The organism is Flavobacteriaceae bacterium GSB9, assembly GCA_022749295.1.
Taxonomy (GTDB): Bacteria; Bacteroidota; Bacteroidia; order Flavobacteriales; family Flavobacteriaceae; genus Flavisericum.
The window spans coordinates 3,067,501-3,081,232 of the sequence record CP062007.1 but is presented as its reverse complement, the minus strand read 5'-3'; the positions used below and the strand labels follow the sequence as shown (position 1 = coordinate 3,081,232).

Genomic DNA, 13,732 nt, shown 5'->3' with positions numbered 1-13,732 from the left:
AATAATTTACTATTATGAATTCAAATCTTATTCAAATTAGAGAACACCAGAAAAACTCTTGGAATTCATTTTCTGAAGGGTGGAGAAAATGGGACGATTTTACCATGGAATTTCTTGATGAACAAGGACAATACATGATTAGCGAACTGAACTTAAAACCGACCGATAAAGTTCTTGATATAGCATCAGGTACTGGAGAACCAGGTTTAACTATAGCTGCAAGTGTAAACCAAGGTGGTTTAGTAATTGCTACAGATTTATCAGAAAACATGTTGAAGATGGCCGAAATAAAAGCTCAAACCACGTCATTAAACAACTTTAAAGTACAAGTAGCAGATGCCTGTAATTTGCCTTTTGAAGATAACACCTTTGATGCCATAAGTTGTAGACTAGGATTCATGTTTTTCCCAGATATGCAATTGGCAGCAGAGGAAATGTTACGTGTATTAAAACCAGGTGGAAAATTAGTCACTACTGTTTGGGCAGAACCAGTCAAAAACAATTGGATAACATCTATATTAGGTGTTTTAAAAAATCACTCATTAGAGTTACCAATTCCAGACCCAAAAGGTCCAAGCTTATTTAGATGTGCAACTCCTGGAATTTTAAAAGGAATATTTGAAAAATTAGGTGCTACTAAATTTAAAGAAACAGAAATTAATGGTACTATGAATTGCAAAACAGCAGAGGACTATTGGGAATTTATGAATGATGTAGTTCCGCCTGTTGTAGCAGCATTAAGAACTGCTGACAATAACATACTTTTAAAAGTAAAACAAGATGTTTTTAAAAGTTACGAACAAAGTATGATTAATTGTGAGCCATTTAACTATTCTGCCAGATTATTTGCTATTAATAAATCCGTATAAAAACTCACTAAGTTTTTTAAAATCACAAGTTGCTCAACCAGACAGCTTGTGATTTATTGTTTTTAATACTTATAAACCAGCCTAAGCACTGCAACCAAAATTTAAAATAGAATGGATAATTGACTTGATTAAGGAACAGGAACCTGAACGGACTGACCCAATCAACCTGGTTCTGAATGGCAGTTCGAAGAATCAATTGAACTGGAGCATCCGACAGAAGGAACAATTGTTTTGGACATTTTAAAAGACGGAAGAATTGGCGGTCGCTTTTGCTATAAATTAGTTTTTTTAATCACAAAGGCACTACACTATACTTAATTATAGCTAATAAAATGTAATCTATTTGTTCAACAGACTCTCAAAAAACATGAATAAAAAGGCTAGCAAAAACAATCAAAGAAGTACTTTCGACACAAAAAAACCCCGAAACAGCAATGTTTACGGGGTTTTTTGTTTTTTATAATAGTTCCAAAATGAAAATAACACTGCCTTCCTTTATACCTTCCCTATAGCTCCCCTATGGATACTCTATAGATAGTGCATGGATAGCGTATGAAAAAAGAATTTTTCCTACAAAAAGAAACCCTTGAAAAACTAATTTTCAAGGGTTTTACTTTTAACTCACTTAAATGGATAACAACCTATGTTTTCAGGCAATAAGCTCTAGTGTCCGTGACCTGAATAATCATCAGCTTTTACTTCACCAGACTGATTCATCATCATTTCATGATCATACTGGCAACAACTTGGTAAATTTTTGTAAGCTTCCTCACTTCCAGCTACTTTTTCGGTGTCGTAACCTGAGGCAGCAATAGCATTTTGAATAGCCATTTCATTTGTCTTGGCACCGTCAAAAGACACATCAATCTTCTTTTTATCCACATCCCAATTAGCCCTTGTCACACCATCTACACTGTTAGCCGCTTTTTCAATAGTATTTTTGCACATACCACAATTACCTCTTACACCAAAAGAAATATCTGTCATTGAGATTTGTTTTGAAACTTCAGTAGTTGTTGTCTCTGTCTCTTTTTTTGTATCGTTTTTACAACTTGTAAAACCTATAGCAGCTATTACGACTGCGCTTAAAATTACTTTCTTCATTTTTAAATTTTAACTGTTATTACTAATTATTCTATTACTTGTTTGACTTCGCCACAGGTTAGCATTGAATTTCCAAAATAGGGGTTTCTGATCTCTTTTTTTAGGCTAAGCCATACTGCTCCATTATCATTATTTGCCATAGGACATTTTTGAACAAACAAAGGATTGTCCAGATGTTTAAGGTTTTGGACGATGCTTACTATGTTTTCGTTTAAGGTTACAAAAGCGGCTCTTTGATTTTCTAAATCATTTGTTTGAGATATTGTTTTTATCATTTCAATACTCTTGTATAGATGTGCTTGGAGCATTTTCGACAGCTGTTTTTGGTCGATATTTTGAAATTGCTGAAGCATTTTTTTAGCTTCAGCTGATGCTTGCTTGGCCTGACTGTCTACAAAGGCATCCTTTAATTTTAAATACGAAGGAATTATGGTTTGAAATTGCTTATTGAAGTCTTCTGAGAGTTCCATTGGCATAGGCAAATCCCCTTGTTTTGTTTCGCTAGGACTCATCATACTTTTTTTACCTTGCAACTGTGCTGCTGCATCAACAGTGAAGGTTCCGTTGGTGACGATTTCATTTCCTCCAAATAAACCATCCATCACTTCATAATTATCACCTATTTTGTTTCCTAAAACCACTTCTTTCATTTCAAAAATAGGTGCATTGGGATTGGTTTTAATGTATACTACAGAACGTTCGCCTGTCCATAAAACTGCAGAAGCTGGAATGGTCAATACTTCTTTTGAATTGGCTTTAACTACATTAATTTCTGCAGTTACAAACATTCCAGGTTTAAAAATAGCTTTCCTGTTGTTTAAAACCACACGAAGGTTAACGGTGCGTGTTTTGGTATTTAATACCGGGTCTATAAAATCGACAGCTCCATTAAATTCTTGATTGGGGTAGGCATTTGTCGTTACTTTTACTTCTTGTCCTTTTTTGAATAAGTCTATTTGATTTTCATACACATCAAAATTAGCCCAAACTGTGTTTAGGTTAGCGATTTTGAGCAACGGTTGCCCTTGTTTGATGTAATCGCCTTGTTCCACTAATTTTTCGGTAACCGTTCCTGATACCGTTGCATAAACCGGGAAATTTTCTATAACCTTTTTTGAATTTTCAATTTGGTTGATTTGCTTATCAGATAATTTCCACAACTTTAATTTATTTCGAACAGCATTGTACAATTCCAGTTTTGATGCTTTTAAAGAAGCCGCTGTAATCAATTCCTGTTGTGCAGCGTATAATTCAGGTGAATAGATGGTTGCCAATAACTGTCCTTTTCGAACGTCCTCTCCCGTAAAACTGATATTCAATCTCTCAATTCTCCCAGAGAAATAACTCACTTGCACGGCATTGGCATCTTCATTTTCGGTTATTTTACCAGAAAGTTTAACGGCTTTTGCTTGTGTATTTCCATTGCCTACAATTGTAGTTTGAATATTGGCCAAAGCCATAGCATTAGGCGTTAGCTTAAACTGGTCTGTCCTCAACCCGTCAGCGCCAGTTTCTGCAGGAATTAAATCCATACCACAAATTGGACAATCGCCAGGCTCGGGCTGCATAATCTGCGGATGCATGGAGCAGGTCCAAAGTTGCTTTTCTTTGGTTACGTCACTGCTATTATGGTTTATTTCTTCTTTTGATTTGTCTCCAAAAAGCAACCAACCTAGCAGTACTCCTGCCAATAACATCCCTAAATAAATTATATTTTTTTTCATATCGCTATTATTTACTCAGCTTTAATATTCTAAATGCGCCTTGCATTACTAAAGAAAACACAACAATGCCAATTATTAAATCTGGCAATCCAGAGTTTAACCAATTCACCAAAATCCCTGCTGTTATTACCCCCAGATTTATGATGACATCATTAGACGTAAAAATCATGCTAGCACGCATATGCGCTTCTTCACTTCTCGATTTTTGCAGCAGGTATAAACAAATACCATTAGCAATTAATGCGAAAACAGAAACAATAATCATGGTTGAAAATACAGGAAGCTTGTCGTAGCCTAAAAAACGCCGAAACACTTCAACTATACCAATAAACGCAAGGATTATTTGAAAAATACCGGCATATTTTGCTATCTGTTTCTTTCTTAAAGCCGTACCGCCAACCGCAATTAAACTTAAGCCATAAACAAATGAATCTGCCAACATATCTAAACTATCTGCCACTAATCCCATTGATTTTGAAATAAGACCTGTACTCATTTCAATGATGAAAAATGCAAAATTGATGATTAAAACTATCCATAAAAGTTTTGACTGACTCTTTGAGGAATCAGCAATAGATTCCTCTGTTTTTTCTGAAGAGATGAGATGCTCGTCTAAATTTAATCCCTTGATAGAGTCAACAATTAAACCCACATCATTAGTATGGTAAAGGGTTAGGGTTCTTGCGTTTAAATCAAAATCAAGCTTTTTGACACCATCAAAATCAGCAAGTTTCATTTTAATTAGATTCTCTTCAGAGGGACAATCCATTTTTGATATTTTGAAAACTGATTTTTTCATACATTAAATCTTCTTTGTTCGTAATCGTAAGGCATTAGTTATTACAGAAACCGAACTAAAACTCATGGCTAAAGCCGCTATCATTGGGGATAATAAAATCCCAAAAAATGGAAACAAAACACCTGCAGCTATAGGCACTCCTATGGTGTTATAAATCAATGCAAAAAACAGATTTTGTTTGATATTCTTCATAACGGCATCACTTAAGTTTCTTGCTTTTACAATACCATGCAAATCGCCTTTCACCAAAGTAATCATGGCGCTTTCAATGGCGACATCGGTTCCTGTGCCCATAGCGATTCCTACATTACTTTTTGCCAAGGCGGGCGCATCGTTAATGCCATCGCCTGCCATCGCAACTACTTTACCTTTTTTCTGAAGTTGCTCAACTTCTTTTAATTTGTCTTCGGGTAGCATACCTGCCTTAAAATCTGCCAGATTTAATTCTGAAGCTACTGCTTGGGCGGTATCGTGATTATCTCCTGTAAGCATAACCACGTCAATACCCTTACTTTGCAATTCTTGTATAGCTTTGACACTGGTATCTTTGATTTTATCGCCAATAACCACATAGCCTACAACAAGTTTATCGATTGCCAAATAAGACACCGTTTTACTTTGTTTTTGATAGGTGTTCGCTTCTTCTTTCATTTTAGAAGTAATTTCAGCATTGGCGTATTCCATTATTTTAGTATTTCCCAAAGCCACTGTTTTACCTTCAATTTGAGCTTCAACACCTTTTCCTGTGACCGCGATAAAACTGTCTGTTTTTAGTATTTCTGCATTATGCGCTTTACCGTATTTAACCGTTGCTTCTGCTAAAGGGTGTTCGCTATTGGTGTTTAATGAAACAATGTAGTTCAATACTTCTTTTTCATTAAATGAATCACCAAATACTCCTATCTTCTCTACCGTTGGTTTTCCCTCGGTAATGGTTCCCGTTTTATCAACAATTAAGACATCTACTTGGTTCATAGATTCAAGAGCTTCGGCGTTTTTTATAAGAACTCCTTGTTGTGCACCACGACCTACTCCAACCATCACCGACATTGGTGTTGCTAATCCAAGAGCACAAGGACAAGCAATAATTAACACGGCAATGGCATTTACCAAGGCATAAACATAGGCTGGTTCTGGTCCCCAAATAACCCAAACTACAAACGTGAGAACTGAAATAAGTACTACGGCAGGTACAAAATATGCTGAAACCTTATCGGCTAAATTTTGAATGGGTGCACGACTTCTACTGGCATCGTTTACCATATGGATGATTTGAGATAACAGCGTATCGCTTCCTACTTTTTCGGCTTTCATTAAAAACGACCTATTGCCGTTTATGGTGCCGCTACTGACGTTGTCGTCTTCCTTTTTATCAACTGGCACGGGTTCACCAGTAATCATCGATTCGTCAATACTGGTTTCGCCTTCGGTAATAATTCCATCTACAGGAATTTTGTCTCCAGGTTTTACTTTAAGAATATCACCAAGCGCTATCTTGTCTATACTGACTTCCACTTCTTCCCCATCAACTATTTTTATGGCCTTATTCGGGGCTAATTTTAGTAATTCTTTTACGGCCGAATTGGTTTTGCTGTGCGCTCTGGCTTCAAGTAATTGCCCCAACAATACCAATGTTAAGATAACTGTTGCTGCCTCGAAATATACATGCACGGCACCTAATTCGGTTTTAAACTGTTCTGGGAAAAAACCGGGAAAAAGCAAGCCGAAAACACTAAAAGTCCATGCGACTCCAGCACCAATACCTATAAGCGTAAACATATTGAGGTTCCAGGTTTTAATGCTTTTATAAGCCCGTTCAAAAAACATCCAAGTGGCATAAAACACCACAGGAATAGATAGGGCGAATTGCACCCAGTTCCAATATTTTTGCTCCATAACGTCATACAAGGGATTATGATTGAGCATCTCGCTCATAGCTATCAGGAAAATGGGTAACGTAAACGCCAAAGCCAGCCAAAATTTCTTCAGCAAGGCTTTATAAGTCTTCTCTTCTGCTGATAATTCAGGTTGCATAGGTACTAAATCCATTCCACAAATAGGGCATGAACCCGCTTCGTCTTTCACGACTTCTGGATGCATCGGGCACGTCCATTGCTGCGTTGATGCCCCTACCAACAGGTTTTGCTCTTCCACTAAATCCATACCACAAACTGGGCAGTCGCCTGGTTTATCGTAAGTTTTATCGCCTTCACAATGCATAGGGCAATAAAACGTGCCTGTAGGTTTACCTTGGGGTTCTTTTTCTTTTTTATAGGCTGTCATATCAGGTCTTTGCCCAGCTTTATAAATACTATAGGCACCACCGTTGTTTTTCAAGACATTTTGAAACGCCTCAATTGGAATTTCCGAAGTCATATCGATCGTGGCTTCCTCTTTTTCCAAATCAACTGCAACATACTTTACGCCATCTACTTTTGACAGCATGGTTTCTACGTGAGACTTACAACCATTACAGGTCATGCCATTAACTGGAAAAGTACGTGTAACGGTTTCGTTGTTTTTGTAAGTATGAATATGATATTTTGCTTTCTTCTCTTGCAATGCATCTTCAAACGTAGCTAACGATATATGCGTTTCCATTGTTATTTCTGCCGTTGAAGCATCAAAATCTATGTCAACATTGGTAACACCGGGCACTTCCGATAATGCTGTTATTACTGTTCGCATACACCCTTTACAGGTCATGCCTTGAATTTGATATGTATGTGTCATTTTCTACCTGTTTTTAGTTTATTACAAAACTATTTACTACCCTTAAAACTGATTTTCCGAATATTGAAAAATCTTTATACAATTTCATCCAAAGGCTTTCTGCTGCCATCTTGTAAATTTTTAAACGCCGTCATAGACATTCCTGTTACTTGTTTAAACTGTTTTGCTAAATGACTGCTGTTTTTGTAATTGAGGCTATATGCTATTTCTGAAAAATTCAGTTCCTGTAATTGGATATACTCTTTTACTTTTTCAATTTTTAATTGAATCAGGTACTTTTCTAACGTTATTCCTTCTAATTTACTGAAAGTCTTACTTAAAACAGCATAACTTTTACCGGTTTCATGTTCTAACTCCGACCAAATAACATCGGTGCTATTTTTATCAAGATGTTGAATTAAGGTTACTTTTATTTTTTCAACCAATACTTTTGAAGGCTCTTTAATAAGTTCGAAACCAATATTCTTTAATAATTCATCTAGTTTGTCGTAATCGTAATTGGGCTGTTCATGCACAGTAATTTTGCCTAAGTGTATCGTGTCAACCTCAAAACCTTCATCATTTAACAGGTTAAGAATAACCATTTTACAACGGTTACAAACCATATTTTTAATATACAATGAATGTAGCATGACTATCGAATTAAGTAATTAATAATGGTACTTTGAATATAATACACTTTTACTGCTTCAATCTCATTGATTTGAAACTTTAATTGCAATTCCTGAATATCCAACACATCATTAAAATCTATCGTTCCTGTTTCGTAGCTTTTAATGAGAATTTGCTCTGCATCTTTAGCCTGCTTTAGATTTTTTAAAGCAGTTTTATGACTTATTCTTGCTGAAATACGGTCGTTTATAGCTTTATCCAAAAAGGTTTTTAAACGGTTTAACCGCTCTTGCTTTTGATAGTTTATTTCCTGTTGCTGCAAGTTGTTTTGTCTGGAAACCGATTTGTGTTTTTTGCTAAAAATAGGAATGGATACCGATACCATTGGCATAACAATGTCTTTTCCGTTATCTAAAAAATCCATATCGGGTCGTGGTTCCACATTAATATAATCCAACCCAAAACCAATCATAGGGCTACTTTCTTTCTGATTTAATAATTCTGATTTTTCAATGGATTGATAGCGTTTATCATACTTCACTAATTCAGGATGTACTGATAAATTTTCTGTATTTATTTCAAAATCTTCTGAAGGAATTTTTAAGCTATCTATCGTACTTACATCAACATTGTTTCCCCTATTCAGAAGGTTATTAAAATGGGTTTGCTCTGCTAAATATTGTTGTTGAAACACGTCTTTTAATTGCTGCAAATCATTTTGACGCATTTGTAAACGCAACACATCGACTGCACTTGCTTTCCCAACTTCAACCGAGGTCAATGCCATAGTTTCGTAGGTTTTTAATAGTCTAATATTTTCAGTTAAAACACTTTGTTTTGCCTGATTTGCATACAAATTGTAATACGATTGCGACACCGAAGCCATCAATTTTCGTTTGGCTATAACAATCTCTTCGTACTGCGCATCGGCCAACGCCTCTACATAATTTTCACGAGCCGAAATGTTTCCGAACCAGGGCAACATTTGCTTGACCGAAACTTTAAACCGCTGTGCTCCGGTTCGGGTTTCAGGTTCGCTTACAAAATAACCTGCAGCAAATTCGGTGTTAGGAATAGTATTGACCTCGTTCACTTTTTCGGAAACTCGTTTATATTGTAATTCGAATTTTTGAATTTCAGGATTGTTTTCTAAAGCTTCATCAATTAATGTTTCCAATTGTTGTGCATTTGAAAAAAGACTAAAAAAACAAGAGCCAAGAGCGAAGACCAATTTTATATGTATTATTCTATGTTTCATTTTTATGCGCTTTTAAGTTGAACTTCCGCTTTCCAGCTATATAAAACAGGCACAACAAACAAGGTTATTAAAGCGATAAGCATACCGCCAAAACTAGGAATAGCCATTGGAATCATAATATCGCTGCCGCGCCCTGTTGATGTTAAAACCGGTAATAAAGCAAGAATTGTAGTTGCCGTAGTCATTAAACACGGTCTGATACGTTTTTCACCTGCTTCTACAATTGAAGCCCTAATGTCCTTTTTTGTTTCTGGTGAATTTCTATCAAAGGTTTGGGTTAAGTAGGTCGCCATCACCACACCATCGTCGGTTGCAATACCAAAGAGCGCAATGAAGCCTACCCAAACAGCCACACTTAAATTAATGGGATGCATTTGGAATAAATCCCGAAGGTTTTCTCCAAAGACATTAAAATTTAAAAACCACGATTGTCCATAGAGCCAAATCATTAAAAACCCACCAGCAAAGGCCACTGCAATCCCTGTAAACACCATTAACGAAGTTCCCACGGAACGGAATTGGAAATACAAAATCAAAAAGATGATAAGCAATGCTAAAGGTACCACGACAGATAAGGTTTTTTCGGCACGCAACTGGTTTTCATAACTTCCAGTAAATTGGTAATTGATGCCTTTTGGCACAACCAATTCACCAGAATCTATTTTACTTTGAATCATTACCTGTGCATTTTCAACCACGTTAACTTCGGCATAGCCATCCTTTTTATCAAACAAGACATAGCCAACTAAAAAAGTATCTTCACTTTTTATCGCTTGTGGACCTTGCTCGTAACGAATAGTTGCCAATTCGCTTAAAGGCACAGGACTTTGGTTTTCTACTGGTACATAAATTTGTTTTAAATCGGTTGGGTTTGCTCGTAATTCCCGCGGATATCTTACCCGCACACCATAACGCTCACGACCTTCAACTGTTTGGGTTAATGACATACCACCAACAGCCACTTTTAACACATTTTGTACATCTTCGATGCTTACACCATAACGTGCAATTTTTTCTCTATCGATATCTATAAGTAAATATGGTTTACCTACAATGCGGTCTGCAAACACAGCTTCTTCTTTAACACCGTCAGCCTCTTTTAAAATGCTTTCCAATTGCATACCGAAGGCTTCAATTTGTTTTAAATCTTGCCCTTTAATTTTTATGCCCATTGTTGCTCGCATTCCTGTTTGCAACATAACCAATCGGGTTTCGATAGGCTGCAATTTTGGTGCTGAAGTCACACCTGGTAGTTTGGTGACTTTCACGATTTCGTTCCAAATTTCATCTGGTGATTGTATCTCTGGTCGCCAATTCCGATAAAACTTGCCATTGTTGTCTTCTATTAATTGATATCTTTCGATTGCGTTGAAGGTGACATTTTCTGAGTTATTAGGATTTGCAATAAATTGTCCGTTTCTCAATTCAAACAATCCTTTATCATTAACTTTATAACGTTGACGCTCGCCGTTTTCATTCAGCATATACTCAGGTTTGTACTGAATAATATTTTCATACATTGACAACGGTGCTGGATCTAAAGCCGATTCTGTTCTACCGGCTTTACCTACTACGGTTTCAATCTCGGGAATACTTGCTACAGCCATATCCAATTGCTGTAAAACCCGTTTGTTTTCTTCAATTCCCGAATGTGGCATTGAGGTTGGCATTAACAGAAAAGAGCCTTCGTTTAACGATGGCATAAACTCTTTACCTGTGTTTTTCATTATGAAAAATCCTGCGACCACGATTAGAGTCGGAACTGAAAGAAATAATACTTTGTTATCTAAACACCATCTTAAAATTCGTGTATAGTATTTAATAAACAATGAAAAAACACCCAACAAACCAAAACAAATAACAGCAACGAAAATGAGATTTAAGAAGATGCTCTTGTTTACACCTAAGGGGCGCCAGTATTCAGCTAATAAGAATATAATGGTAAAAGCAGAAATGATGATGTTGGCTAGGTTAGTTGTAAGTGAAAAGTAAAAAGTGAACAATGAAACGTTAATAGTTTCCTGTTTATAGTATAAACTTACGATTGCAATCACACTAAAAGCTATTAATATCAATCCTAACCAATACCCATAAATTATCGCAGCTATTCCCAATACTATTAAAACACCGTTTAAAGCATACTTAAAATGCGTTTTAATGCGCTTTTTTCGGAATAAAAACGCCGCAAACGGAGGTATTAAAAATAATGCTACTATTATGGAAGCCGTTAACGCAAAGGTTTTGGTAAACGCCAACGGGCGGAACAATTTACCTTCAGCTCCAATCATTGTAAACACCGGTATAAAACTAATAATGGTTGTCATTACTGCGGTTACAATGGCGCCAGATACTTCGGCTGCAGCATTATATACAATGGTATTAATTGGTAGTTTATTTTTGTTTTCATCTAAATGACGAATAATGTTTTCTGAAAGGATAACTCCAACATCGACCATAGTACCAATCGCAATCGCAATACCAGACAATGCTACAATATTAGCATCAACACCAAAGAGTTTCATCGCTATAAACACCATTAAAACGGCTACAGGCAATAACCCAGAAATCAACACCGAAGCACGAAGGTTAAATACCATAATAACAATAACTAGAATGGTAATCAGGATTTCTAAAGTCAACGCTTCATTGAGTGTGCCAAGAGTTTCTTGAATGAGCTCTGTTCGGTCGTAAAACGGCACTATAGTGACATGCGATGTTCTACCATCTGCAAGTGCTTTTGTTGGTAATCCAGCACTTAATTCATTGATTTTAGCTTTTACATTGTTGATGACTTCCATTGGGTTGGCACCATAACGCGCCACTACAACGCCACCAACAACTTCAGCGCCTTCTTTGTCCAATATACCACGTCTTGCTGCTGGGCCTAAAGACACTTTGGCAATATCTTTTATTTTGATAGCGGTAAAATCTTTTGAAGTAACCACAGCATTTTCGATATCTGCAATAGATTTTATATAGCCCAAACCTCTTACCAAATATTCGGCTTGATTGATTTCTAAAGTCTGCGCACCAATATCTTTGTTACTTTCCTTAACAGCTTTTACAATTTGACTTAAACCAATGTTGTATTGACGCATTAATTCTGGGTTTACATCAACTTGATATTCCTGAACATATCCGCCAATGGACGCCACTTCAGACACGCCACTTGCAGAAGACAAGGCATACTTCACATAGTAATCTTGAATGCTTCGTAATTCATGCAAATCCCAACCGCCCGTCACGTTACCGTTTTCATCACGTCCTTCGATTGTGTACCAAAATATTTGCCCCAACCCTGTGGCATCAGGTCCTAAAGCAGGATTAACACCTTCTGGTAATAAGCCACTTGGCAAGGAATTGAGTTTTTCGAGAATTCGACTTCGGCTCCAGTAAAACTCAATATCTTCTTCAAAAATGATATAGATACTTGAAAACCCAAACATAGACGAGCTTCGAATTGTTTTCACACCCGGAATACCAAGTAATGAAGTCGTTAAAGGATACGTAATTTGGTCTTCAATATCCTGTGGTGAGCGTCCATCCCATTTTGTAAAGACAATTTGTTGGTTTTCACCAATATCAGGAATGGCATCAACCGCGACAGGGTTCCTTGGTAAAAAACCTATATCCCAATTAAAAGGAGCATTAACGGTCCCCCATCCTATAAAAAGGACAAGTAACAATACTGCTACTAGTTTATTTTCTATTAAGAATTTGATGCTTTTATTGAGCATTGATTTTGATAATTAAACAGTTAGACATTGGCGCTAGGACAACACCGTATACAGCACATTATCCATGTGGCATAAAGCCATAGGATAACAACTAATACTATTTAAAAATCAAATTAAATAAGTTTCGTCAAGTTTGAAGATTTGCTTGACGACAAGAGGTGGTTTATACGCTTTAAATGAAGCGTTGCTTTCATCTAAACCTTCAAAAAGATTTATGTAGGCATAAATAAACGAGGTAATGAAAAGTTGCTGTTCAAAAGCAATTTTATCAACAGATAATTGTAACTCATCTTGACCTTCTATGACAACTTGTTTGTCATCACAACAGTTTTTCTTGGTGAGTTCACACTCGTTTGTTGCTGGTTGTTGCATTTCCATACCACAACCTTTGGCTTTTTGAAAAATGGCCGTTTCTACAAGTGTATCGCCACAATAGTGCATATCGATAGTGAATGACAATGTAGAGAATAACACTACAAAAGCCATTAATAAGGACATTGTTTTGTGGAACTGTTGCTTCATGATAGTAACAAAAGTAGTAAAATTTGCGTACTAAAAACTAACCTTAACAGAATTTTAAAGCGTTATGCACTCTAAATAAGTTCTTTAACCGTTTAAAATAAGCGCCACTTCCCTAATAATTTTCTGCCTTATTCCGCTTTTGCTTAGGTAAATATCCAAAAACAAAAAGCCCTTCATCACATGATGAAGGGCTTCCAAGAAAGGCAACGACCTACTCTCCCACAAATGTAGTACCATCGGCGCTAACGGGCTTAACTTCTCTGTTCGGAATGGTAAGAGGTGAGCCCCGTCGCTATAACCACCTTAAGTCATAGCTATCCGCTATCGGCACGTGGCCTTTAGCGTCCAGCGTCCATCGTTTCGACGGACAAATA

9 protein-coding genes and 1 rRNA gene are annotated in these 13,732 nt (G+C 36.6%); 1 reads left to right on the top strand and 9 read right to left on the bottom strand.

From position 1 onward, the window contains the following. Positions 1–14 precede the first annotated feature (14 nt). Positions 15–869, top strand: a complete 855-nt coding sequence (locus GSB9_02721) for a class I SAM-dependent methyltransferase (protein UKM66142.1) — start codon at positions 15–17, stop codon at positions 867–869. Between the two features lie 663 nt (positions 870–1,532). Here GSB9_02721 and GSB9_02720 read toward each other — a convergent pair. The 9 genes from GSB9_02720 to rrf form a co-directional block, all read right to left on the bottom strand. Further along, positions 1,533–1,973, bottom strand: a complete 441-nt coding sequence (locus GSB9_02720) for a cation transporter (GenBank protein UKM66141.1) — start codon at positions 1,971–1,973, stop codon at positions 1,533–1,535. 26 nt (positions 1,974–1,999) lie between these two features. Further along, positions 2,000–3,697, bottom strand: coding sequence for an efflux RND transporter periplasmic adaptor subunit (locus GSB9_02719; GenBank protein UKM66140.1), 1,698 nt, complete (start codon positions 3,695–3,697; stop codon positions 2,000–2,002). 7 nt (positions 3,698–3,704) lie between these two features. Next, complete coding sequence (locus tag GSB9_02718; protein ID UKM66139.2) at positions 3,705–4,496, bottom strand: cation transporter; 792 nt, start codon at positions 4,494–4,496, stop codon at positions 3,705–3,707. 3 nt (positions 4,497–4,499) lie between these two features. Continuing rightward, positions 4,500–7,229, bottom strand: a complete 2,730-nt coding sequence (locus tag GSB9_02717) for a heavy metal translocating P-type ATPase (protein ID UKM66138.1) — start codon at positions 7,227–7,229, stop codon at positions 4,500–4,502. A gap of 74 nt (positions 7,230–7,303) precedes the next feature. Then, positions 7,304–7,861, bottom strand: a complete 558-nt coding sequence (locus tag GSB9_02716) for an AraC family transcriptional regulator (GenBank protein ID UKM66137.1) — start codon at positions 7,859–7,861, stop codon at positions 7,304–7,306. A gap of 2 nt (positions 7,862–7,863) precedes the next feature. Beyond that, the gene (locus GSB9_02715; protein UKM66136.1) at positions 7,864–9,099 is read right to left on the bottom strand and encodes a TolC family protein; all 1,236 of its coding nucleotides are present in this window, start codon (positions 9,097–9,099) and stop codon (positions 7,864–7,866) included. 2 nt (positions 9,100–9,101) lie between these two features. Beyond that, entirely contained in the window at positions 9,102–12,836 is a 3,735-nt protein-coding gene (locus tag GSB9_02714; GenBank protein ID UKM66135.1) for an efflux RND transporter permease subunit, read from the bottom strand. 108 nt (positions 12,837–12,944) lie between these two features. Further along, complete coding sequence (locus GSB9_02713) at positions 12,945–13,358, bottom strand: hypothetical protein (GenBank protein ID UKM66134.2); 414 nt, start codon at positions 13,356–13,358, stop codon at positions 12,945–12,947. A gap of 198 nt (positions 13,359–13,556) precedes the next feature. Then, a 5S ribosomal RNA gene (gene rrf, locus GSB9_02712) occupies positions 13,557–13,664 on the bottom strand. Between the last annotated feature and the right edge of the window lie 68 nt (positions 13,665–13,732).